The 22,221-nt window shown below is 65.5% G+C and carries 20 protein-coding genes; 6 read left to right on the forward strand and 14 right to left on the reverse strand.

What is annotated here, in order from left to right; all coding sequences use genetic code 11:
* Positions 1-48 precede the first annotated feature (48 nt).
* The 9 genes from ACQR1L_RS12075 to ACQR1L_RS12115 all read right to left on the reverse strand — a co-directional run bounded on the left by ACQR1L_RS12075 (position 49) and on the right by ACQR1L_RS12115 (position 11,791).
* Positions 49-453 carry a YccF domain-containing protein gene (locus ACQR1L_RS12075; RefSeq protein ID WP_434858170.1) on the reverse strand — a complete coding sequence of 135 codons (405 nt, stop codon included), beginning with the start codon at positions 451-453 and terminating at the stop codon, positions 49-51.
* 148 nt (positions 454-601) lie between these two features.
* The gene (locus ACQR1L_RS12080; RefSeq protein ID WP_434858171.1) at positions 602-3,703 is read right to left on the reverse strand and encodes a bifunctional diguanylate cyclase/phosphodiesterase; all 3,102 of its coding nucleotides are present in this window, start codon (positions 3,701-3,703) and stop codon (positions 602-604) included.
* A gap of 198 nt (positions 3,704-3,901) precedes the next feature.
* Positions 3,902-4,978: a branched-chain amino acid ABC transporter permease gene (locus ACQR1L_RS12085; RefSeq protein WP_434858172.1), complete on the reverse strand. Its 1,077-nt coding sequence runs from the start codon at positions 4,976-4,978 to the stop codon at positions 3,902-3,904.
* Positions 4,975-5,985, reverse strand: coding sequence for a branched-chain amino acid ABC transporter permease (locus tag ACQR1L_RS12090; protein WP_434858173.1), 1,011 nt, complete (start codon positions 5,983-5,985; stop codon positions 4,975-4,977). Before ACQR1L_RS12090 ends, ACQR1L_RS12085 begins: the two co-directional genes overlap by 4 nt.
* Complete coding sequence (locus tag ACQR1L_RS12095; RefSeq protein ID WP_434858174.1) at positions 5,982-6,704, reverse strand: ABC transporter ATP-binding protein; 723 nt, start codon at positions 6,702-6,704, stop codon at positions 5,982-5,984. Before ACQR1L_RS12095 ends, ACQR1L_RS12090 begins: the two co-directional genes overlap by 4 nt.
* The gene (locus ACQR1L_RS12100; protein WP_434858175.1) at positions 6,701-7,465 is read right to left on the reverse strand and encodes an ABC transporter ATP-binding protein; all 765 of its coding nucleotides are present in this window, start codon (positions 7,463-7,465) and stop codon (positions 6,701-6,703) included. Before ACQR1L_RS12100 ends, ACQR1L_RS12095 begins: the two co-directional genes overlap by 4 nt.
* A gap of 67 nt (positions 7,466-7,532) precedes the next feature.
* Complete coding sequence (locus ACQR1L_RS12105; RefSeq protein WP_434858176.1) at positions 7,533-8,726, reverse strand: substrate-binding domain-containing protein; 1,194 nt, start codon at positions 8,724-8,726, stop codon at positions 7,533-7,535.
* Positions 8,727-8,861: 135 nt separating this feature from the next.
* Positions 8,862-10,640, reverse strand: a complete 1,779-nt coding sequence (locus tag ACQR1L_RS12110) for a putative bifunctional diguanylate cyclase/phosphodiesterase (protein ID WP_434858177.1) — start codon at positions 10,638-10,640, stop codon at positions 8,862-8,864.
* 182 nt (positions 10,641-10,822) lie between these two features.
* Positions 10,823-11,791: a sensor histidine kinase gene (locus ACQR1L_RS12115; protein WP_434858178.1), complete on the reverse strand. Its 969-nt coding sequence runs from the start codon at positions 11,789-11,791 to the stop codon at positions 10,823-10,825.
* A gap of 175 nt (positions 11,792-11,966) precedes the next feature.
* Here ACQR1L_RS12115 and ACQR1L_RS12120 point away from each other — a divergent pair, with 175 nt between their 5' ends.
* Positions 11,967-12,809 (forward strand): SDR family NAD(P)-dependent oxidoreductase, encoded by an 843-nt coding sequence (locus tag ACQR1L_RS12120; protein ID WP_434858179.1) that lies wholly within the window; start codon positions 11,967-11,969, stop codon positions 12,807-12,809.
* Between the two features lie 253 nt (positions 12,810-13,062).
* On the opposite strand, the gene ACQR1L_RS12125 is transcribed toward ACQR1L_RS12120, so the two are convergent.
* Complete coding sequence (locus ACQR1L_RS12125) at positions 13,063-14,439, reverse strand: cytochrome P450 (protein ID WP_434858180.1); 1,377 nt, start codon at positions 14,437-14,439, stop codon at positions 13,063-13,065.
* 235 nt (positions 14,440-14,674) lie between these two features.
* On the opposite strand from ACQR1L_RS12125, the gene ACQR1L_RS12130 reads away from it, so the two are divergent.
* Positions 14,675-15,205 carry a hypothetical protein gene (locus tag ACQR1L_RS12130; RefSeq protein ID WP_434858181.1) on the forward strand — a complete coding sequence of 177 codons (531 nt, stop codon included), beginning with the start codon at positions 14,675-14,677 and terminating at the stop codon, positions 15,203-15,205.
* Positions 15,206-15,332: 127 nt separating this feature from the next.
* On the opposite strand, the gene ACQR1L_RS12135 is transcribed toward ACQR1L_RS12130, so the two are convergent.
* A complete protein-coding gene (locus ACQR1L_RS12135) occupies positions 15,333-15,491 on the reverse strand; it encodes a hypothetical protein (RefSeq protein WP_011923716.1) in 159 nt (52 codons plus the stop codon).
* 384 nt (positions 15,492-15,875) lie between these two features.
* A complete protein-coding gene (locus ACQR1L_RS12140) occupies positions 15,876-16,691 on the reverse strand; it encodes an outer membrane protein (protein ID WP_434858182.1) in 816 nt (271 codons plus the stop codon).
* Between the two features lie 202 nt (positions 16,692-16,893).
* Between ACQR1L_RS12140 and ACQR1L_RS12145 the strand changes: the two genes are divergently transcribed.
* The 3 genes from ACQR1L_RS12145 to ACQR1L_RS12155 all read left to right on the forward strand — a co-directional run bounded on the left by ACQR1L_RS12145 (position 16,894) and on the right by ACQR1L_RS12155 (position 17,973).
* The gene (locus ACQR1L_RS12145; protein ID WP_434858183.1) at positions 16,894-17,250 is read left to right on the forward strand and encodes a hypothetical protein; all 357 of its coding nucleotides are present in this window, start codon (positions 16,894-16,896) and stop codon (positions 17,248-17,250) included.
* A gap of 127 nt (positions 17,251-17,377) precedes the next feature.
* Positions 17,378-17,518 carry a hypothetical protein gene (locus tag ACQR1L_RS12150; protein ID WP_434858184.1) on the forward strand — a complete coding sequence of 47 codons (141 nt, stop codon included), beginning with the start codon at positions 17,378-17,380 and terminating at the stop codon, positions 17,516-17,518.
* Positions 17,519-17,562: 44 nt separating this feature from the next.
* The gene (locus ACQR1L_RS12155) at positions 17,563-17,973 is read left to right on the forward strand and encodes a response regulator (RefSeq protein ID WP_434858185.1); all 411 of its coding nucleotides are present in this window, start codon (positions 17,563-17,565) and stop codon (positions 17,971-17,973) included.
* Positions 17,974-18,182: 209 nt separating this feature from the next.
* Here ACQR1L_RS12155 and ACQR1L_RS12160 read toward each other — a convergent pair whose 3' ends face one another.
* On the reverse strand, positions 18,183-19,421 hold the full coding sequence (locus ACQR1L_RS12160; protein ID WP_434858186.1) for an LLM class flavin-dependent oxidoreductase: 1,239 nt from the start codon (positions 19,419-19,421) through the stop codon (positions 18,183-18,185).
* Positions 19,422-19,896: 475 nt separating this feature from the next.
* Here ACQR1L_RS12160 and ACQR1L_RS12165 point away from each other — a divergent pair, with 475 nt between their 5' ends.
* Entirely contained in the window at positions 19,897-21,360 is a 1,464-nt protein-coding gene (locus ACQR1L_RS12165) for an extracellular catalytic domain type 1 short-chain-length polyhydroxyalkanoate depolymerase (RefSeq protein WP_434858187.1), read from the forward strand.
* A 136-nt stretch (positions 21,361-21,496) separates the two neighbouring features.
* Here the strand turns inward: ACQR1L_RS12165 and ACQR1L_RS12170 are convergent, their stop codons facing one another.
* Positions 21,497-22,165: an MBL fold metallo-hydrolase gene (locus ACQR1L_RS12170; RefSeq protein ID WP_434858188.1), complete on the reverse strand. Its 669-nt coding sequence runs from the start codon at positions 22,163-22,165 to the stop codon at positions 21,497-21,499.
* Positions 22,166-22,221 lie beyond the last annotated feature (56 nt).

Consider the following 22,221-nt stretch of genomic DNA (forward strand, 5'->3'; position numbering starts at 1 on the left):
GGCAACGCCCTTGAAGGGGCCGCCGGCCCCGGCTTGCCCGCCCCGGCTTCAGGCCGGGACGATGGTCTTGCCGATCGGCCACAGTGCGAGGCCCGCGAGCTTCAGATGCGCCCAGGCGAACGGCAGGCCGATGATCGTGACCGCCAGGGCGATCGCGGTGAGCAGGTGGCCCAAGGCGAGCCACCAGCCGGCCAGAACGAACCAGATGATGTTCCCGAGCAGGCCGAGCAGCCCGGTGCCGACATCCTCGATGCCCGTCAGTTCGTCGCGCCGGACCGCGCGCGAGCCGAACGGCAACAGCGTATAGGCGGCGATGTTGAAGGCGGCGCGCGCCCAGGGCAGGCCGACGATGGTGATGGCCATGACGACCGCGGCGACCAGCCAGCCAAACGCCATATAGGCGCCGCCGAGCACGATCCAGAGCACGTTGAGCAGCAGGGAAACGGGTTGCATGGGCCACCTGACGAGGTTCCGATGCGACCTATATAGGGTGTTGCCGGCGCCGGCCAACGGTGCTGGCAGCGGGAGCCGCGTGAGGCGGTTTGGCGCAGAACGCTTCTTGCGCGCTCCGCGGGCCGGGCAGGTTGCGCGGAGGCGCCGGTCAGCCCGCGGCTTGCAGATCCTCCGCCGCATCTGCCGGCGCGAACAGCTTGCGGAGCTCGGCGGCGGGCTTGGGCGCGCTGAACAGGTAGCCCTGCATCTCGGTGCAGCCGAGCTGGCGCAGGGCCGTCTGCTGGGCACCGGTCTCGACGCCCTCGGCCGTCGTGGTCATGTTGCTGGCGCTGGCGATGCTGACGACCGCCTGAACGATCGCCGACGAGCTGCCCGCATTGATGTCGCTGACGAAGCAGCGGTCGATCTTGATCTTGTCGAACGGGAACCGCTTCAGATAGCTCAGCGAGGAATAGCCCGTGCCGAAATCGTCGAGCGCGATGCGCACGCCCATGTCGTGCAGCTGATGCAGGATGCCGAGCGCGGCGTCGTCGTCGCTGATCAGCACAGCCTCGGTGATCTCGATCTCCAGCCGCTGCGGAGCGAGGCCGGCGGCCGAGAGCGCGCCGGCGATCCGCAACGCCAGTGTCGGCGATTTCAGCTGAACGGGCGACACGTTCACGGCGAGCCGGATGTCCTCGGGCCAATGCGCGGCCTCGGCGCAGGCGGTGCGCAGCACCCAGTCGCCGATCTCGTTGATGAGCCCGGTATCCTCGGCCAGCGGGATGAAATCGAGCGGCGGCACCATGCCGCGCTCCGGATGGCGCCAGCGCAACAGCGCCTCGCAGCCCGTCATGACGTTCTCGCTGAAGCCCAGCAGCGGCTGGTAGTGCAGCTCGAACTGGCCCTGCGTGATCGCCTCGCGCAGGTCCTGCTGTAGCTGCAGGCGGGCGCGGGCGCTTTCGTCCATCGCCGGCTCGAAGAAGCGGAAGGTGTGGCGGCCGCCGGCCTTGGCGGCGTACATCGCGAGATCCGCGTTCTTGGTCAACTGGTCCCGTTCAATGCCGTCCTGCGGCGCCAGCGCGATGCCGATGCTGGCATCCGTCGACAATTGATGGCCGAGGCAGCGATAGGGCTTGCGGATCGCCTCCAGGATCGCGCTGACGGTGATGACGACCTCGTCGCGGTCCGCGGCGGCCGTGAGCAGCACGGCGAATTCGTCGCCGCCGAGGCGGGCGACCATGTCTTCCGGCGCGAGGCAGCCCTCGATGCGCCGCGCGATGGTCTTCAGCAGCTCATCGCCGACGTGGTGGCCGAGCGAATCATTGATGCCCTTGAACTCGTCGACATCGATGTAGAGCAGGGCGAAGAAAGTGCCGTGCCGGGCGCGTTCGAGCTCCTGACCGATCCGCTCCTGGAACAGCACGCGGTTGGGCAGCTCCGTCAGCGCATCGAAATGCGCAAGATGGGCGATCTTCTCGTCCGCCAGGCGCTGCTCGGTGATGTCCTCGATCACGTTGATCAGATAGCGCGGCCGATCCGCCTCGTCGGCGATGGCGATGCGGCGGGACGTGATATAGCGCAGTCCGAGCGCCGGGGTCTGCCAGGGGTGCTCGGCGAGTAACAGGCCGTCCGCATGCTCGAGGGCGCGATCGTCGTCGGCTGTGACCTTCTCGGCGGACGTCTTCGGCATCAGGTCGAACACCGTTCGGCCCACGATCTGTTCGCGCGGCAGTCCGAAGCCCTTCTCGGTCGATCGGTTGACCAGGAGGTAGCGGCGGTCGCGCACGTCCTTGACCAGGATGTGGGACGGAATGTGATCGATGATCTCGCGCAGGAACGCGTAGTTCCGGTCGCGCTCCTGCTCCAGCCTGCGATGCTTGCTGATGTCCTCGATCGTGGTCACCCAGCCGCCCGATGCCAGCGGCTTGTCGATGACGTTGAAGAAGCGGCCAGAGGCGCCTTCGACGACCATCTGACGTGTTGCGCCCGTGCCCGCCCTGTCGATGAGATCCGTGCAGAAATCGGTCACGTCTCCGTTGAATGAGCCCCGCGCCTTGCAGTGAGCGACGACCTCGCTGAGATGCAGACCGGGTTCGATCACCGCGGTGGACAGGCCGAGCAGGTCGATGAAGCGTTGATTGAACATCACGACGCAGGCATTGGCGTCGAACGAGATCAGGCCCTGCGTCATGTTGTCGAGCGCCGTCTCGACGCGCTGCTTCTCATTCTCGAGCTGCTGCGTCGCGGCGCGGTTCTGGCGGACGATCTGGCGGATCATCAGGCTGAACATGACGGCGATGGTCATGGCCGCGAGCGTCGCCGCGCCGACCAGCAGCACCATCTGCGACCGCCAGTCCGCCAGCGCGTCGTCGACGGTCTTGGTCACGGTCATCGTGAGCGGGAAGCGGCCGACCTTGGCGCCGGCCATGATCTTTTCGAGATTGTCGAAGGGGCTCTTGAGGACGTTGGTATGCACGCGGCCGTCGGCGACCGCGCCATAGAGGTCGCCAGTCGCGACCTTCTGACCCATCGCGGATGCGATGTGCGGGTAGCGCGCCAGCACCGTGCCATCGGCGTGGAAGAGGGTGATCGCGGAGTTGTTTCCCAGCGCGATCGATTCCATGAACGTCTCGTAGGCGCGCGGGTCGACGCGGCGCGTCAGCAGGCCCAGGAATTCACCATTGGCGTTGCTCAGGCGGTGCGCCACGATGGTGGCCCAGCCGCCGGTGACACGGCTGATGACCGGCGTGATGGTGAAGCCGTCCCGTGGGGTGCCGGCTTGAAGATCCTTGAAGTAGGGGCGGTCGCTGATGTTGATCGGTGGCATCGGATCATGCGACGACCAGTTGACGAAGTTACCGTCAGCGCCGATGAGCGTCAGATCGCCCATGTAGGACAGGCCGTTGACCTGCGACTGCAGCATCGCCTGGATATCGGGTTGCGACATCCGGGCCCGGAACGCCTCCGGCGAGCCGATCGATCCGAGCTGCATGCGACGGATGACATGCGACACCGCCGTCTCGGCGTCTTCGAATTGCTGTGCGAAATGCCGGCTCAGCAGCAGCACCGTATTCTCAAGTTCGCGCTCGCTGTTGCCGACGGCCTTCGATCGGAAGCCGTTCGCCATCACGATCGTGCCGATGACGATGGCCGCGATCAGGAGCGTGCCGCAGGCGACCAGCCATGGCAGCGGGCCGCGCCAGAGCGACGTGTCACCCCGTTCCGGCTCCGTCGCGCCGGCCCCTGACGTGTCTGCTGCGCCCTGCATGTATAGATCGATCCGGCAAAAATGGCTTACGACAAGCATGCTTGATAGCAAGGCACTGGTACCGGAGCGGTTAGGAAACGCGGTTATCCGGGGCTTAAGGCGAGCGTGAAAGGTCGCCGAAAACGGTAGCCTTGGCACGCGAATACCGTGTCGGTACCTGCCGTGCCGCCGCGGTTGCGCGAATTGTTAAGATTAATCTCAGGCGCGGTGCTGCGCGCCCGGCTTGGAGCGCAGACGGCCGACCACGCCGGTCGGGAAGAAGTAGACGCTGGCAATGAACAGGAGGCCGAGCCACAGCAGCCAGCGGTCGGGATGCAGCAGGCCGGGCAGCAGCGGCAGTCCGGCGTCGGCGGCGGCGGTCGATGCGACGCCCATCAGCGCCTGAAGGTAATTCTGGGCGAGGATGAAGATCGCAGCGCCGATGATCGCGCCATAGATCGTGCCCATGCCGCCGATCACGACCATCAGGAGGATGTCGAGCATGATCGAGAACGACAGCGACGTATCCGGGCCGGCATAGCGCAGCCACAGCGCGTTCAGCATGCCCGCACAGGCCGCAATCATCGCGGCGATGCAGTTGGCGTAGGTCAGATGGAAGACGGTACGAAAGCCGAGCGCCTCCGCCCGGAAACGGTTTTCCCGGATCGCCTGCAGCACGCGGCCGAACGGCGAATTGACCACGCGCAGCAGTGCGAGGATCATCAGCGCACAGGCCGTGAGCACAAGGTAGTAGGTCAGGATGCGGCCATTGATTGGGAAGCCGAACCATTCCTTGCCGATGAAGACGGTGCCGGGCCGCAGCAGTTCGGGCAGCTGAAAGCTGCGACCGTCCTCGCCGCCCGTCAGCCACGACAATTGCGACGCCAGCACCAGGAAGGCCGAGGCGACCGCGAGCGTGATCATCGCGAAGAAGATCGCCTCCACGCGCAGCGAGAACAGGCCGATCGCAAGCGCCAGGAGCAGCGCCAGCGGCAGTCCAGCGGCGACCGCGACGGCGACCGAGGTCCAGTTCGGACCAAGACCATAAAGCGCGATCGCGATCGCGTAGGAGCCGATGCCGTAGAACATCGTGTGCGCGAACGACACCGAGCCGGTGTAGCCGAGCAGCAGATCGTAGGACGCCACCAGCGCCGCGAAGATGCAGATCTTGGCGGCGACGTTCAGCGCCTTGGCGCCGGGGAAGAGGAAGGGCGTCGCCAGCAGCGCCACCAGGATGACCACGAGCAGGACGGACAGTGCGCGGCTGCGCGGCGGATCGCCGGAGAGGATCATCATCGGCTGGTCACCGCATAGAGGCCGCGCGGCCGCCACATCAGCACGGCGACCATCAGCAGGATGTTGGAGACGAGGGCGAGCTTGGGCACCAGGAAGCCGCCGTAATTGGCGACCATTGCGACCAGGATCGCGCCGATGAAGCAGCCGGTGATCGAGCCGAGGCCGCCGATGATGACGACGATGAACACAAGCACGGTGAGCTCGTCGCCGATCGAGGCATGCACCTGCTCGCGATAGAGGCCCCACATCACGCCGCCGAGGCCCGCCAGCGCGGAGCCCGTCATGAACACGCCGAGGAACAGGCGACGGATACGATAGCCGAGCGCCTCGACCATCTCGCGGTTCTCGACGCCGGCGCGGATCAGCAGGCCGATCTTGGTGCGGTTCAGCACCAGCTCGATGGCGACGAAGATCACGAGGCCGATGAGCAGCGCCAGCAGCCGGTACTTCGAGATCGCGACGTCGCCGAGGATGAAGGAGCCGCGTAGCGCCGTCGGCAGCGGCATCGGAATGATCTGCGGGCCGAACAGCGCGTACAGCGTCTGCTCGGCGACGATCAGGCCGCCGGTGGTCATCAGGATCTGCTTGAGGTGCTGGCCATAGACCGGCAGCACCAGCACGCGCTCGACGACCAGGCCCAGCGCGCCGGTCACGCCCATCGACAGCAGGACGGCCGGAACGAGCACGGCGAGGTTGGTCAGCAGCGAATCCGCCTGCGCCCAGCTCGCCAGCGGCAACAGCACCAGCGTCGCGACATAGGCGCCGACCGCGATGAAGGCGCCGTGGCCGAAGTTCAGCACGTCCATCAGGCCGAACACCAGGGTCAGGCCGGAGGCCATGATGAAGATCATCATGCCCATCGCTAAGCTCGCGACCGTCAGGGTGATCCAGGAACTCGTCGAGCCGATGAGCGGAATCATCATCAGCGCCAGGGCGACCGGCAGCAGCAGGGGCGCGATGTCGCGCTTCGGCTTCGGCAGCGCGTCGGTTGCGGCGATCTCGCTCATTGGTGCGCCTCCAGGCTCAGGCCGAGCAGGCGCTCCTGCAGCGGGACGTCGGCCGCCAGCGCGGCCATCTCGCCGCGATGGACGATGGTGCCGTTGTCCATCACCAGCACCTGGTCGCCGAGCTCGCGCGCGGCGTGGAAGTTCTGCTCGACCAGAAGGATGGTGGCGCCGCGGCGCTTGATCTCCTTGAGGCACTCGATCAGCGACATCACGATCGCCGGCGCCAGTCCCTTGGTCGGCTCGTCGATCAGGAGCAGCTTGCGCGGCTCGACGATCGCGCGCGCGATCGACAGCATCTGCTTCTGTCCGCCGGAGAGACTGCCGGCACGCGACAGCCAGAACTTCTTCAGGGCGGGGAAGAAGCCGAAGATCCAGGCGAGCTGGGCATCGTCGAGCGGACCGTTGCGTGCCGCCAGCACCAGGTTTTCCTTCACGGTCAGGTCGGAGAACACCGCCATGCTCTCCGGCACATAGCCGACGCCGCGCTGGGCGATGTCGGGCGTCGAAAGCTTCTCGATCGGCTCGCCTGCCAGCGAAATCGTGCCCGTCCTGGCCTGCCACAGGCCCATGATGGTGCGCAGTGTCGTGGTCTTGCCGGCGCCATTGCGCCCGAGCAGCATCGTGGTCTGGCCTTCCGGCACCTCGAAATCGACGCCCTGCAGGATGTGATAGCGGCCGATATAGGTCTCGACGCCGTGGAGCTTCAGCATTGCGCTCATGCCGCGCTCCGCGGGGAGACGCCGAGATAGGCTTCCTGCACGATCGGCGAGGCGATCACCTCGGCCGGATTGCCGTCGGCGACGAGCTGGCCGTTATGCAGCACGATGATGCGGTCGGCGAGCGAGCGCACCACGTCCATCTTGTGCTCGACCAGCAGGATGATCCGGCTCTTGTCCTGCTTGAGCCTCGCGATCAGGTCGAGCACGACCGGAACCTCGTCGATGCTCATGCCCGCGGTCGGTTCGTCGAACATGAAGACCTTCGGCTCCAGCGCCATCATCAGCGCGACCTCGAGCTTGCGCTGATCGCCATGCGACAGGGTGGTCGCGGTGACGCCACGGCGACCGCCGAGCGCGACCTGGTCGAGGATCGCATCGGCGCGCGCGATCAGGTCGCGGCGCGCCATCCAGGGGCGGAGCAGGTCATAGTGGGTCCCGCTCTGGGCCTGCACGGCGAGGCGGACATTCTCTTCGACGCTGAGATTCGGGAACAGGTTGGTGAGCTGGAACGCGCGTCCGAGGCCGGCGCGCGTGCGCAGCGGTGCCGAAAGGCCGGTGATGTCGCGACCGTCGAACAGGATCGAGCCGGACGATGCACGCAGCTGGCCGGAGATCAGGTTGAAATAGGTGGTCTTGCCGGCGCCGTTGGGGCCGACGATGGCGGTGAGCTCGCCGGGGCGGAAACTGCAGCTGACGTTGTTGACCGCGACATGGCCGCCGAAGCGGATGGTCAGGTCGCGGGTTTCGAGAGTGAGGGGCATGGCGTCGGCTGCAGGGGCTTCCAAAGTGGACGTGCCCGGCGCGAGGGCCGGGCACGGATTCAGGATCTCAGCGCTTGTTGCGGATCGGGATGTCCATCTCCTCGATCTTGATCTCGCGCACGGGCTCGTTGACGGCCCAGGCGAGGTTCGGATCGACCTTGACCCGGAAGTGATACATGCTTTGCAGCGCCTGGTGATCCTCTTTGCGGAAGATCATCTTGCCCTTCGGCGTGTCGAATTCCATGCCCTCCATCGCCGCGATCAGCTTCTCCGTGTCGGTCGACTTCGCCTTGGTCACTGCGGTGACGACGGCCATCGCTGCTGAGAAGCCGCCGACCGTGAACAGGTCTGGCGGCGCGTTGAAGCGCTTCTGGTGCTCGGCCAGCAGCCAGTCGTTCACGGGGTTCTTGGGAATGTCATAATAATAATAGGTCGCGCCTTCCATGCCCGGCAGCTGCTTGTAGGCCGCGAGCGCCGCGAGGATGTTACCACCGGAGGAAATCTCGATGCCGTAACGCTTCGGGTCCATGTCCTGCAGCTTGCCGAGCGGATTGCCGCCGCCGGCCCAGAGCACCCAGATGAATTTGCGGCCGGGCTTGTCCTTCAGCGCGTCGAACAGACGCTGGCCGACTGCCGTGAAATCGGTGGTATTCGTCGGCGCGTATTCTTCCGCCGCCAGCGTGGCACCGGTCTTGGCCAGCGCCTCTTTGAACGCTGCGATGCCGTCGCGGCCGAAGGCATAATCCTGCGCCAAGGTGGCGACCGTCACGCCGGGCTTGCCGATCGCGACGGCGTTGGAGATCGCGTCCTGCGAGGAGTTGCGGCCGGTGCGGAAGATGTAGCGATTCCACTTCTCGCCGGTGATCTGGTCGGCCACTGCGGGCTCGACGATCAGGATCTTCTTGTTCTCCTCGGCGACCGGCAGGTCGGCGAGTGCTGCGGCCGAGGACGTCGTGCCGATCGCGATGTCGGCGCCGTCATCCTGATAGGCCTCCGCGAGCGCGGCCTTCGACAGGTCCGGCTTGCCCTGGTCGTCCTTGGTGATGATGACGATCTTGCGACCGTCGATCATGTTGGTGCCCTTGGTGGCGTATTCGAAGCCCAGGCGGAGGCCTGCTTCGGTCTGCTTGGCGTAGGCTTCGAGCGGGCCGGTCTTGCCGTAGATGAGAGCGATTTTCAGATCGTCGGCCTGGGCCGCGGTGGCCAGCAGGGCTGCACTCAGTGATAAAGCAATGCCTTTGAACAATTGTGACGTCTTCACGAGCCTTCCTCCCAGCTACCGGCGGCTGTTGTCTGCAACTGATAGTGTGCAGGCGCGGGCCGGGTCAAGGCGCTTTGGCGGGCAGTCCGGACGTCCTCATACTTTGTGCTGATCGTCTCCTCGTGCCGAAGGATGTCAGCGCCGATAGCGGCTGCTGCGTGCGTAGGCCTGGCGATTTTCCTGCACAGGGCGACTGGCGAGGCTGATGCGCGCCTCGCTTGCAAGCGGTGCGGCAGGCTTGAGTTCTTCCAGAAAGATCGGGCGCGAGAAGTAGTAGCCCTGGGCATAGCGGATCTTGGTGGCCGCCTGCAGATAGGCGAGCTCCTCGAACGACTCGATGCCCTCGGCGATCACGGTCATGCCGAGCGCCTCGCTGAGCGACTCGATCGCACGCAGGATGCCCTGGCTGCGCGGCCGCTTGTGAATGTCCGTGATGAAGGAGCGGTCGATCTTGATCTCGTCGGCGGTGATGTCGGCCAGCGCCGACAACGACGAATAGCCGATGCCGAAATCGTCAATCGAGATGCCGACGCCGATCTCGCGCAACAGCGGCACGATCTCGTCCTGGAAATGGCTCCGCGTCACGAAGGCGTCCTCGGTCACCTCGATCATGAACCGCTTTGGAAATCCGGTGGCCTCGATCGCCCGCGCGAAGGGCTGCATGAAATCCGGGTTCGAGGCCTGCTTCGCTGCAACGTTGATGCTGATGGTCGCGTCGGGACCGAACGTGTCGTTGATGAGATCGATCGACTTGACGATCTCGCCGAGCACGAGATGCGCCAGCTCGTCGATCAGGCCGAGCTCGACGGCGAGATTGATGAATGCGCCCGGCGCCTGGATCACGCCTTCATTGTCGCGCAGCCGAACCAGGGCCTCGATGCCCTTGATCTCCTCGGTGCGGATGTCGACCTTGGCCTGGAATGCGCAGCAGAAGCGCTTTTCGAGGATGGCGAGCCGCAGCGACTGCTCGACCTTCATGCGCGCCAGCGCCTCGTGCTCCATGGCGCTCGAGAAAAACGCCAGCGTGCCCTTGCCGCCGTTCTTGACGCGGTACATCGCGAGGTCTGCGTTCTGGCGCAGCACGTCGTAACTGGCGCCATGCTCGGGAAACAGGCTGACGCCGACCGAGGCGGCCGCGAACACTTCCGCGCCGTCGATGAAGAACGGCGCACTCAGACGGTGCAGCAGGCCCTGCAGGAATTCGGCGACCTCCTCCGCGCGCTCGATCGGATGCAGCAGCAGCAGGAACTCGTCGCCGCTGATGCGCGACAGCAGGTCAGTCTCACGCAGATCGCGGCTGATGCGCTTGGCGAACTCGACCAGCAGCGTATCGCCGGTGGCGTGACCATAATAGTCGTTGATGTATTTGAAGTTGTCGAGATCGAGGAAGGCGAGCGCAAAGCGTCCGTCGACGCGGCCGCGCCGGACCAGATGGTCGGCGCGATGCTCGACGACGCGGCGCATCGGCAGGCCGGTCAGCTCGTCATAATAGGCTGCGCGGAACAGCTGGTCCTCGAACTCCTTCTGCTCGCTGATGTCGGCCGAGCTCGAGATCAGCACGTGCTGGTCGCCGATGCGGACGGGCCGGTGCGCCGTCAGCAGGGTCTGCGCGCCGCGCTCGCCGGGGACCTTCTCCTCGGTGATCACGGTGCGCCCCCGGCCGAGGATCTCGCGGCAGGCGGACCGCCTGTTGTCGAGATGCGGTGCCGCCACGCCGTCGACGCTGTTGGCGGCGGCGCCGAGCTGAACGGCGGCGGTGTCGTTAACCAGAAGGAAGCGACCGTGCTGGTCCTGCACCGTGACGCCCGACGGCAGCTGGCTGAGAATGCTGCGCAGGAAGCGCAATTCGGCCTCGGTCGAAGCCGTCCCGTCCTTGGCGTCGGGCGAAAAGTTGAAACGGTCGCTGCTGTACATGCGCCGATTGTGCAAAGTTCCCGCTTCATTTTAGTTAAGCGCTACGTAGAAACACGGAATGCGCGCACCAACTGCCGGGAATTGCGCGACTTTGTGCCCCGTCGTCGTTAACGGATCCTCAACGCCGCTGCAGACGCGCGCGCGGCTATGCGGCGAAAGTCGGAGGCGAGGCCGGCTCCTGCTCAGCTCGCCGGCACGCGACACTGCATCGTGCAGTGAATGCCGGTCTTGAGAAACGTCGTCTCGGTCTTGCCGTCGAACGCCGACAATGCCGCCTTCAGCAGCTTGCTGCCGAATCCCGGCTTGCCGACCTGATCGATCGGCGGGCCCTCGGCTTCGTCCCAGGTCAGCTTGAGGCGGTCGTCCTGCATCGTCCAGGCCACCTGCAGGAAGCCGCGCGGCGAAGCGAAGGCGCCGTACTTGCCGGCATTGGTCGCCAGCTCGTGAAAGATCAGCGCAAGGCTCACGGCGAGCTTCGCCGGCAGGAACAGCCGCTCGCCATTCAGCTCGAAGCGCACATGGCCGTAGGGCCCGAGCTCCGACATCAGGAGATCCTTGAGGTCGCAGCCCTGGCCATCGGCGCGCGCGATCAGATCGTCGGCGGTGGCCAGCGCGCGGATGCGCTGGTCGATGCGCCCCCACACCTCCGGCTGATCGTGCAGCACCTGATGCAGCACGGCGTGAATGGTGGAGGTCTTGTTCTTGAGCCGGTGATGCAGCTCGTCGACCAGGAGCTTGCGATACTGCTCCTCCTCGGTGAGGCGCCGCGCGATCTCGCGCTGCTTGCCGGCGAGGTTGCGATAATGCGTGACGCCCCAGATCACCAGGCCCGAGACGGCGAGATACATCGCCATCAGCGCAAGCCGTGCCGCATCGACCGGGCCGCCGCCGAAATCGAGCCCGAGCCCGAGCGCCGCGCCGAGGATCGCTGTCGCGACACCGACACCCGAGCCTCCCATCGCGGTGGCGAAGAACACCGCAGGCGTATAGGGCGTGAAGTACACGTCGGGTCGCAGATGCGCCATGCCGTAGCGGAACGCGGTGGCGAGCAAGAGGCACATCGCCGCAAACGCACAGCTCCAGGCGAGGGATGGCTGCAGCTCGCCGAGCCAGGTCCGCTTGATGTCGTCGATGAGTCGCGTCATGGACATCCATCAGCCTGATGCGCGCAACCAAATTAAGGCGAGCGTGGCGGTAATTTGTCCGGTTGAAGGAAGCCGCCCGTCTTGTGTTGCCATTGATCTCACCGGATGATGGTTCCGCGTGGGAACTTCGGCGCTTCAAGCGACGATCGACAACAAGCATTGCACAGGGAAGGATCGAGCGATGGGACGGTTGGACGGCAAGGTTGCGGTGATCACGGGCGCGACCAGCGGCATCGGCTTGCGGACCGCGGAAGTCTTCGTCGCCGAAGGCGCCAAGGTCGTCATCGCCGGACGGCGCAGTGCCGAAGGCGAGGCGCTGGCAAGCCGTCTCGGCGCGACTTGCGTGTTCCGGCAGACCGACGTCACGGTCGACGAGCAGATGCGCGCGCTGATCGATCTCGCCGTCGATCGCTTCGGCCGGCTCGACTGCCTGTTCAACAATGCGGGCGGTCCGGCGCAGACCGGCGGCATCGAAGGCCTCGACGCCGATCGCTTCGATCAGGCCATGGCGGTGCTGGTGCGCAGCGTCATGCTGGGCATGAAATACGCCGCACCTCACATGAAGAAGCAGGGCGCGGGCAGCATCATCAACAACGGCTCGATCGCGGGACGGCTCGCGGGCTACTCGACCTCGGTGGTGTACAGCACGGCGAAGGCCGCCGTGATTCATCTGACGAAATGCGTCGCGATGGAGCTCGGCGAATCCGGCGTGCGCGTCAACTCGATCTCGCCCGGCCTGATCGCGACCGGCATCTTCGGCAAGGCGCTCGGCCTGTCGACGGAGGCGGCCGAGAAGACGCCGGAGACGGTCCGCAACGCCTATGCCACCGCGCAGCCGATCCCGCGCGCCGGCGTGACCGACGACATCGCCCACGCGGCGGTGTTTCTCGCCAGCGACGAATCGAGCTTCATCAACGGCCATGATCTCGTCGTCGACGGCGGCATCACCGGCGGTCGCAACTGGAGCCAGCAGCAGCAGGGCTATGCCGCGATGCGCAAGCTGCTGGGGGATGCGGTGGAGTAGGACGCGGCCTCTTCGAGTGTCGTCCGCGTGTTGATTGCGACGTCGCTCTCTCGACATCGTCATGGCCGGGCTTGTCCCGCCTGCGCGGCCGAAGCCGCTTCGGCGCGGCGAAGGCCCGGCCATCCACGTCGTCCGGCCTTCGTGGAGCGACGTGGATGCCCGGGACACGCCCGGGCATGACGAGTAACTAATAGCTCTCACTGGTCATGGCGACATGCGGAGCTCGTGAAAAACTGACGTCGCCAACCCCAGATCACACCGCCTTCAATTGCACCTTCAGCCCGTCGCGCGGCTTCGGGATCGGCCACACCTGCCAGTCCGGCCGGTAGCCCGGCGCGAACGAGACCTCGACATTGGCGAGGAAATGGCGCGCGAAGCACTTCACCTGCATGTAGGCGAAGTGCAGGCCGAGGCACATATGCGCGCCGCCGCCGAACGGCACCCAGGCGAAGCGGTGGCGGCCGCGCTGCGCTTCGTCGGTGAAGCGCATCGGATCGAAGCGCTCGGGATCGGGCCAGATCTCCGGCATATGGTGGGTGTACATCGGATTGATGCCGACGCCGGTGCCGGCGGGAATCGCAAAACCCTTGAAGGTGAAGTCCCTGACAGCTCGGCGCGGCAGCGAGGGCACCGGCGGCATCAGCCGCAGCGTCTCCTGGAACGCCATCTCCGTCAGCTTCATCTTCTCGAGATGCTCGGAGCTCATCGGATCACCCGTGCCGAGGCCGAGGCTCGCGACCTCGTCGCGCAGCCGCTGCTGCCATTCGGGGTGGGAGGCGAGCTGAGCGACGAAGGAGGTGATCGACGAGGTCAGCGTGTCGTGCGCGGCCATCATCAGGAAGCTCATGTGGTCGACGATGTCCTGCGTCGACAGCAGCGCGCCTTGATCGTCGGTCGCCCGGCAGAGATGCGAGAACAGATCGTCGCCGTCGCCCCTGGCCCGCCGCAGCGGAATCTGCTCGGAGAAATAGGCCACGATGCGCTGGCGGCCCTTGACGCCGCGCGCCATCTGCGTGCCCGGCAGCGGCTTGCGGATCGGCGCCACCGAGGCCGCGACCATGTCGACGAAGGCGCGGTTGATCGCGTCGACCTCCGGCCCGATCCCGGTGCCTAGAAAGGATGTCGCGGCGAGATCGAGCGTGAGCTGCTTGATCGCGGGATAGAACAGCATCTCGCCGGGATTTTGCTTCCATTGCGCGATGCGCGCGGCGATGCCGCGGTCGAGCCCGGCGAGGTAGGACTTCATCGGCCCGGCCTTGAAGGCAACCGACAGCGCCTTGCGGTGCATCCGGTGCTCCTCGAAATCGAGCAGCATCAGGCCGCGCGGGAACAGCAGATTGAGGATGCGGCCCCAGCCATGCGCCGAGGAGAACAGCTTGGTCTGGTCGAACAGCACGAGCTCGTTGGCCTCGGGGCCGAGCAGCACGACATTGACGTCGCCGAACATGTTGCTGCGATAGACCGGACCGAATTTCCGCGCGTTGCGCTCGACATGCCCCTTGGGATCGGCGAGCACCTCGAAGGTCTTGCCGATGATCGGCCAGCCCTCGTCGCCGGGAATATGGGTCAGCGTGTTGCGGCGGGGCGCGTTCAGCATGAAGGCGTCAGAGGCCACGTTCTGCATCGACATCGCGGGTCTCCATCAGGTGGGAAAGATTTGCGGCGCTCCGACGGCAGCGTCGGCTAGCGGCACGCGGGGCACATCGTCACCGGCATTGAAATGCGGTTGCAGCGCCGATGCAATACGCTCAGGTGACTCATGGCCGTTCAATTGTGCTGCATCGCACGCCGCTGCGTTCTCGCGGCGCGGTGATGCGTCCGAGGGATGGAATTTTCCGCCCTCGCAAGATGAGAGGGCGCGGGGAATGCCGGGCGCTGGCCGCACCCATGGCCCGCCTGCAACAAAAAAGCAGGCGGCAGTCACCACAGGTTCAGCCGAAATCACCCGGCATTCCCCGCGCGATGGTTTTCACGCTTATGTCGCGATCTCCCCGGTGTCCGGCTTGTTAGCCACCGTCACTCTCCGGCTCATCATGACCACAGAGCTTGACGCCAGCATCGGGGCGCCAGGACCACGCGTCTTCACGTCCGCAAGCCTGCCGTCCGTCGGCGAGCGCAAGGCCCGCTGCAGCAAACTCGCAGCCACCGCATCCCACCCCGCGTGTCGTGACGATCGCGATGCGCCCCTCTCATCGGGACGGGATGGCGTGACGATAGGCATTATTCTGGAAAACGGAAGAAGAATATTTTTGCGCGCAGCACTGGACAGGGGTGATGCGATTGAGCGGGCTGACGAAATCAGATTTTCGGCGCACACGTCGAACGGCGTTCACCGGAGCGTCGACCGGCGAGCGGGATGCCGTGTCGCGCTTTCGAAGGCGCTTTGCTGGTCCTGATTCGCCCGTCGGGCGTAGCGGTCGCCGGCAGCCTTACACGGGTGAACGACCCGCGGCATCGGTGATCATCAGCGACGCGAGGCCGTCTCGCTGTTTGAATACGCCGCCCGCTCCGGCGCAAATGCAATCATCCGGCCGACTTGTTGATCTTCTTCACCTTGGCGTCGGTTGCCTCGATCGAGGCTGCGAGCTCCAGGATCGCCTTGGCCAAGAGGTCGGCGGCCTCCTTGGGATCCTGCGATCTTTCGGCGCGCAGCGCGTAGTTCTTGGCTGAGGAGAGTGACATTGGCGACCTTTCCCACGACAAAGCCCGCCGGGCCGAGACGGCGGGCTGCCTGACGCATCCGATGCGCGAGCGGTCCATGGCAGACCGTGCGCGATCGGCCGCGAGCATGGCAGGACAGGGTTAAGAAAATCCTGGTGACACCCGATCGCCGATGTCTGCCACGCGGCTGCCGGCGCTTCCAGATTCAGACGTCAGACTGCGACCAAGTGTTGGCAAGTCGTAGGTTGATTTCGCCGCGCGTAGGGTCGGCAAAGGCGAGCCGCTGATCTCTCCACGGGCTCGCCTACAGTGGCCCGTGCCCACCATCTTGCTGATGAGTTCGCCGATCTATGGTGCGCACGCGGCCGCCTGCGGCGGCTGCTTTGCTCAGCCCTACATTCGACGTCAGAACTTGTAGGCGAGGCCGACCGTCGCCGTATGGGTTCGCGTCGTCACATGCGCGGTGAAGCGGTCGTCGAAGCCGACACCGACGCCGCCGGCGACGAAGACGGGCTGGGTCCAGGTGCCAAAGTCGGCGTAGCGATAGTCGGCACGCACGACCCAGTGGCCGCCGATCATGTGCTCGACGCCACCGCCCACGGTCCAGCCGACCCGGGTCGAGGCGAAGGTGTCGTTGTGTGGAATGCCGAGGCAGAACGCGTTGCCGGGAACGACGGTGCAACTGGCGCTCAGCTCAACGCGCTGCCACGCCACGCCGCCGCTGCCGTAGATCAGCGTATCAGGCGCGACCAGATAGCCGAGCCGGGCGCGCAAACTGCCGTCCCAGGTGTCCTTCACGGAGCCTGCCGGCAGCCCGACCAGCGGCGCGCCGAAGAACAGCCCGGCGGTTCCTGGCAGGGCATTTGCCGTCTTGTTGTTGTCGGCCCAGCCGAAGTCGCCCTCAACGCCGGCGACCCATGACGGCGCGAACTGCCAATTGACGCCGAGATAGCCGCCGAACCGGGCCGCGACGCTGTCCATCGCGCCGCTGGTGCCGGCCGTCGGCACGAATACGCCGGCAAAGTTCGGGGCGATGTCGCTGGTGCGCCAGTCATTGTCCGCCCAGCGGGCGCCAACCGACACGCCGGCGTAGACGCCGGTCCATGACGGCGCGGCCACGACTGGCGGCGCCTTGACCGGCAGGTCGGCCGCCAGCGCAGATCCTGCGAGCGCGGTCGCCGCCAGCGCAGCCGCAATGCCCGCCACTACAGATTTCGCCATCACTTCCCCCGGTATCCGACGTCGATTTGACACCTGTGGCACACCATCGGCAGTTGCAGCCGGCGCCGCAATCGCAGCGCGCGCGGCCCAGCGAAAAAGTTCGCGGTGTTGCGAGCCCGACACGCCGCCGGGGGCTTGCCCGGGACGACATCCGATGTGAGGAGACGGCGTTGAACGTCACTGGCTGACGGAGGATTTCAAGATGTTGGCCTCGATGCGACGGCTGTGGGGAGCGTTGAAGCGGCAACACGCGGTCGAGGCCGATGTCGGAGCGAACCGCCCTGGCCGACGGTGGCGCGTTCGTGCGGTTCGTGACGACGGCCGAAGCGTCGAGCTTCAAAACCAGGGAATCTTCGATGAACTCGTCGTCGACGATTGGCTCCACCTCGAGCAGATGGACGACCATGCCTGGTGGCTTCAGGTCGGCGATGTCGGGATATGGGTGAGCGTCAAGGCGGGGGAGCCTCCGGTGGTCGACGTCGAGCGCGGGGCATACGGCGACATTCGCGGCGAGACGCGGACCTGGAACGCGCAGGCGTTCAAGGACGGGCTTCGCTGAGGGAATCGTTTTCCCGTCGAAACAGTGACAACTCCACGGACGGTGTATCAAGTCGGCGCGACGGCGGGCGTTGTTCGTCCGTGGCCTCTACGCCAATTCATCCATGCCGATCATCCGAGATCGGCCCATGATCAGCGCCGAGGCTGCTGCCGATCGCGTGAAGCAGATCATCTCCAAGGCCGCGATCGACTTGGCCTCGGCGCCGATTGTCGGGGTCCGTAGATCTACGGAGACCAATCTTTACCTCGCGGCCACCGCTGTTCTCTAGAGACGGCCAGACCGGGACGTCTGGCCAACAGCGAGGGCAGGACCATGAGCAATCAGTTGCTGGTGATCGAGGATGCCGAGGTGCATCTCTCGATCTTGCGCAAGATCGCCGCGCAATGCGGCTATGAAGCGACCTGCGTGACCTCGGTCGAGGCCGCCGCCGCCGAGCTGCGTGAGAAGACATTCGACTGCATCACGCTGGACCTGTCGTTGGGCGACCGCTGCGGCGCCGACATCCTGCTGCTGCTCAATGAACTGAAGATCCGGACCCCCGTGATCTTCATCAGCGGCGCCGAGGACGGCACCCGCGAGGAACACGTCCGGCTCGCCACCGTGCTCGGCCTGGTCGTCTATCCGCAATTCCAGAAGCCGGTTGACCTGCCGGCGCTGCGCGAGACCTTGAAGCAGATCGCGACGCTCGCGGAGTGCGAGCGGCTGGTCGCCGCGGTGAGGTAGTCACGCCGCTCTGCGCAACCGCGCTGCTTGCCCACCACGACCACCGTCATTCCGGGGCAAGGCCGCAGGCCTTGAACCCGGAATCTCGATGTTGGCTTGCGAGTGTTTCGACCATCTCGGGATTCCGGGTTCAAGCGCCAACGCGCTTCCGCGCATTGACGATTGCCCCGGAATGACGGGGATGATGCGAGCGCAGACGCGGCTTGCTGCTACCCTCGTCGCTTCGCCGCTTCCTGCAGGTCCGGCGCATTCACCGCGGGAATCGCGACGCGGCCCGGTCCCGTCTGCGACAGCGCCGCGGCCGCCTTGTCGTTGTCCATGATCTTGGCCATCACGGCCTGGCCGGCGCGCTCGAAGATGGCGCGGTTCTCGATGACGAATTTTTGCGAGCGGCGCAGGCCGTCGATGTAGCCGTTGATCTCCGGCACCACGTAGCGCGCGACCATGTCCCAGCTCCGCCGCGTGTTTTCCGGATTGGCCCAGTCGTGCACGAAGCCGATGATGTGGCCAACGCCGCCGGACACCTGGATCAGGTTCTTGATCGTCTTGACCAGATCGTCGGGCGTGCCGATCGTCGAGGCCGCGCCTTCGACGAAGGCGGTCTTGTCGACGGCCTCGTCCGGCGATGAGAAGGCCTTCAGGCCCGGCCGCATCAATGTGCCGACATTATACTCGTTGTGCCAGCGCATCAGCCCGGCGCCGGCTTCGCGCCGCGCCTGCTCGCGGGTCTCGGCGATGTGCCAGGACAACAGCACGCGCCAATTCGCGCGATCGACCGTGGTGCCGTGCTTCTTCGCAGCGTCCTCGGCGAACTCCCATTGCTGCGGCAGCGCCATCAGGCCCTGCGTCGACATCGAGCCGAGCGAGATGATGCCGATGCCGTATTTGCCGGCGAGCGTCATGCCCGACGGCGAGATCTGCGAGGCCACGACGAACGGCATCTCCTCCTGCAAGGGCAGGATCTGCAACGCCGCGTCGTTCATCGTGAACCAGTCGCTCTTGGCGGTGACGCGCTCGCCATTGAACAGGCGTCGGATGACCGCGATCGCCTCGTCCTGGCGGTCGCGTTGCGTCATCGGATCGATGCCCAGGGTATGCGCATCGGAGGCGAGCGCACCGGGACCGGAGCCGAAGATGGCGCGGCCGCCGGTCATGTGGTCGAGCTGCACCATGCGCTGCGCGACGTTGAACGGATGATGATAGGGCAACGAGATGACACCGGTGCCGAGCTTGATGCGCTTGGTGCGCTCGCCGGCGGCGGCGAGGAACATCTCAGGCGAGGCGATCATCTCCCAGCCGCTCGAATGATGCTCGCCGCACCAGAACTCGTCATAGCCCAGCTCGTCGAGCTGCGACACGAGGTCGAGGTCGCGGCGGAATTGCAGCATCGGATGCTCGCCGATCGGATGATGCGGAGCGAGGAATGCACCGAATTTGAGCCGCGCCATTTTGTTTTCTCCCGAATGGAATGTCGTTGTTGCTTGACCGTCAGGCTAATTGGCGCGCCGTGCGCAGGCAATCACGTTGCTGCTCATTCGGCGGCGGTGCATGCCTGCCATTTGATGTTTACTCATCGGCCATCCGCACGCAGACTTCGGATCGAGATTGCGATTCGCGAAAGGGGCTTTCCGCACAGTCATCGGCTCGAAGCAGTTGCGCGAGCGTCACCGCTCATCCTCATGGCGATTCCGAGCATGTCTGGTTCGCATTTTGGTGAGCCTTGCGTGAAGCGCCGCGTCGGCGTGGCATTTTGATCGCAGCAACACCGAAATTCGCAATCAAATTACCGGCGTCCGCGTTTGCGCGGGCTTTTTCTTTTGCACTGCAGCAACCATCTGGGTGATGGTGGAGTTTGATCTGCTGAACTGAAGACGTGACTGCCCAAGATTTGACTGCCAAGACCTGACTGCCAAGGAGCTGCCGTTGTCCCTCGCTGAAAATGTTGAGTATTTGCGACGGCTGCGCGAGCTGAAGGGCATCACGGGGTTCGGTGATCTCCAGCGTCCGGCTCGGCCGGCGCCGGAATGTCCGCTGGTCGAGGTCGAGAGCTTCGGCAGCAATCCGGGCCGGCTGAAGATGTTCGCCTATGTGCCGGCGCAGCGCCAGCCGCTGCTGCCGCTCGTGGTCGTGCTGCATGGCTGCGGACAGGGCGCGGCCGACTATGATCTCGGCGCCGGCTGGTCGACGCTGGCGAAGCATTTCGGCTTCGCGCTCCTGATGCCCGAGCAGCAGCGCGTCAACAATCCGCAGCGCTGCTTCAACTGGTTTCAGTCCGAGGATATCGCGCGCGGCCAGGGCGAGGTGGCGTCGATCCGCGAGATGATCGCGCGGATGGTGGCCGATTGCGCCATCGACGAGCGGCGGATCTTCGTCACCGGACTTTCGGCTGGCGGTGCGATGACGATGGCGATGCTGTCGGCACATCCGGAATTGTTCGCGGCCGGGGCCGTCATCGCGGGCCTGCCGTTCGGCACCGCGCGCAACATGCGCGACGCGATCCTGCAGATGCGGATGCCGCCGGCGCGGCCCGCAGGCGAACTCGGCGACCTCGTGCGCCGCGCCTCGAACCATCATGGCAAATGGCCAAAACTCTCGGTGTGGCACGGCACCGCCGACTACACCGTGCATCCGGACAATGCCGGCGAGATCGTCAAGCAATGGCTCGATCTGCATCATCTGCCGCTGGCGCCGATGGCGGCCGACACTGTGAACGGCTATCCGCATGAGCAGTGGTGGAACGCCGATGGCGAGACGCTCGTCGAGTCCTACACCATCACCAACATGGCGCATGGCACGCCGATCGGTATCGCGGCCAACGACAAGCGCTACGGCAAGGCCGGGCCGTTCCTGCTGGAGGCCGGGATCTCCTCGTCCTATCTGATCGCAAAGTTCTTCGGCGTGACGGACTGGATCCGGCAGCCCAAGCCGGCGGTGACCTCGCCGAGCAGCAAGCTCATTCCGGAGGTCTCGCCGATCTCCGCGCTCCCGGTCCTGACCAAGATGCTGCGCCGGCCCGAGGATGCGCCCGCAGCCGAGCCGGTCGAGGCCCAGACAATGCCCGAGCCCGTCAAGACAGCTAGGCCCGCGCGCGCCAAGTCGAACCGTGCGGCGAGGGCGCCGAAGCGCAAGCAGGAATCGTCCACCGCAGCGCCAGGCGAGATCAAGCCGCTCAGTGCAGCGCCGGCTGACGCGCCCGCCGAGGTGAAGCCGCCCGTTGCCAAGCCCCTGCCGGCCAAAGCCGTCGACATGACGCCGGCCGATCCGCCGGTCATCGCGGTGACCGCGGCGCCGAGCCCCGCAGAGCCACCGCCCATGCCAAAGCCGCGCCGCGTCATCGACGTCGCCGCCGTGATCGACCGCGCGCTGAAGGCCGCGGGGTTGAAATAGGCTTTAGACCCGGAACATCTGAGGGACATCAGTTGATCGTTAAAGCCGTCATTCCGGGATGGTCCGAAGGACCAGACCCGGAATCTCGAGATTCCGGGTTCAGCCCTGCGGGCTGCCCCGGAATGACGGACGTCAACTAAGCCATCCCAGTGAGGAACGGATTCGTCATGCGCTCCTGGCCGAAGCTCGAGCCGGCGCCGTGGCCGCAGATGAAGCCGATGTCGTCGCCGAGCGGCAGCAGCTTGTCCTTGATCGAGCTGATCAGGGTCTCATGGCTGCCGCCGGGCAGGTCGGTGCGGCCGACCGAGCCGTTGAACAGAACGTCGCCAACATGGGCGAAGCGCATCTGCTTGTTGAAGAACACCACGCTGCCCGGCGAATGACCGGGGCAATGCAGGATGTCGAACACGAGCTCGCCGATCTCGACGGTGTCTCCTTCCGAGAGCCAGCGGTCCGGCGTGACGTCGCGTACGCCCGTGATGCCGAAACGCTTGCCGCTCTCGACGACGTTGTCGAGCAGGAACTTGTCGGCGATGTGAGGGCCCTCGATCGGCACTTTCAATGCATCGCGCAGATCGGCGGCGCCGCCGACGTGATCGATGTGGCCATGCGTCAGCCAGATCTTCTCCACGGTGACATTGGCCTGCGCGATCGCGGCCTGGATGTTCGGCACGTCGCCGCCGGGATCGATCACGATCGCCTTCTTCGTGGCCTCGCACCACAGGATGGTGCAGTTCTGCTCGAATGGCGTGACGGGCACGATCATCGCGCCGGCCTTCGCCTTGGTCTGGTTCTGTTCGCTCATGCCGCCAGCATGCCGATTTTTCGCAATGCGCCAAGCGAAAAAGTCTGTCGGCGGGC

Source organism: Bradyrhizobium sp. HKCCYLR20261 (assembly GCF_051168435.1).
GTDB lineage: Bacteria > Pseudomonadota > Alphaproteobacteria > Rhizobiales > Xanthobacteraceae > Bradyrhizobium.

Excerpts from the sequence above, each read along its gene's own strand:
- ACQR1L_RS12075 (WP_434858170.1), bottom strand. The coding sequence starts at position 453 with ATGCAACCCGTTTCCCTGCTGCTCAACGTGCTCTGGATCGTGCTCGGC.
- ACQR1L_RS12080 (WP_434858171.1), bottom strand. The coding sequence starts at position 3,703 with ATGCAGGGCGCAGCAGACACGTCAGGGGCCGGCGCGACGGAGCCGGAA.
- ACQR1L_RS12085 (WP_434858172.1), bottom strand. The coding sequence starts at position 4,978 with ATGATGATCCTCTCCGGCGATCCGCCGCGCAGCCGCGCACTGTCCGTC.
- ACQR1L_RS12090 (WP_434858173.1), bottom strand. The coding sequence starts at position 5,985 with ATGAGCGAGATCGCCGCAACCGACGCGCTGCCGAAGCCGAAGCGCGAC.
- ACQR1L_RS12095 (WP_434858174.1), bottom strand. The coding sequence starts at position 6,704 with ATGAGCGCAATGCTGAAGCTCCACGGCGTCGAGACCTATATCGGCCGC.
- ACQR1L_RS12100 (WP_434858175.1), bottom strand. The coding sequence starts at position 7,465 with ATGCCCCTCACTCTCGAAACCCGCGACCTGACCATCCGCTTCGGCGGC.
- ACQR1L_RS12110 (WP_434858177.1), bottom strand. The coding sequence starts at position 10,640 with ATGTACAGCAGCGACCGTTTCAACTTTTCGCCCGACGCCAAGGACGGG.
- ACQR1L_RS12115 (WP_434858178.1), bottom strand. The coding sequence starts at position 11,791 with ATGTCCATGACGCGACTCATCGACGACATCAAGCGGACCTGGCTCGGC.
- ACQR1L_RS12120 (WP_434858179.1), top strand. The coding sequence starts at position 11,967 with ATGGGACGGTTGGACGGCAAGGTTGCGGTGATCACGGGCGCGACCAGC.
- ACQR1L_RS12125 (WP_434858180.1), bottom strand. The coding sequence starts at position 14,439 with ATGTCGATGCAGAACGTGGCCTCTGACGCCTTCATGCTGAACGCGCCC.
- ACQR1L_RS12130 (WP_434858181.1), top strand. The coding sequence starts at position 14,675 with ATGCCGGGCGCTGGCCGCACCCATGGCCCGCCTGCAACAAAAAAGCAG.
- ACQR1L_RS12135 (WP_011923716.1), bottom strand. The coding sequence starts at position 15,491 with ATGTCACTCTCCTCAGCCAAGAACTACGCGCTGCGCGCCGAAAGATCG.
- ACQR1L_RS12140 (WP_434858182.1), bottom strand. The coding sequence starts at position 16,691 with ATGGCGAAATCTGTAGTGGCGGGCATTGCGGCTGCGCTGGCGGCGACC.
- ACQR1L_RS12145 (WP_434858183.1), top strand. The coding sequence starts at position 16,894 with ATGTTGGCCTCGATGCGACGGCTGTGGGGAGCGTTGAAGCGGCAACAC.
- ACQR1L_RS12150 (WP_434858184.1), top strand. The coding sequence starts at position 17,378 with ATGATCAGCGCCGAGGCTGCTGCCGATCGCGTGAAGCAGATCATCTCC.
- ACQR1L_RS12155 (WP_434858185.1), top strand. The coding sequence starts at position 17,563 with ATGAGCAATCAGTTGCTGGTGATCGAGGATGCCGAGGTGCATCTCTCG.
- ACQR1L_RS12160 (WP_434858186.1), bottom strand. The coding sequence starts at position 19,421 with ATGGCGCGGCTCAAATTCGGTGCATTCCTCGCTCCGCATCATCCGATC.
- ACQR1L_RS12170 (WP_434858188.1), bottom strand. The coding sequence starts at position 22,165 with ATGAGCGAACAGAACCAGACCAAGGCGAAGGCCGGCGCGATGATCGTG.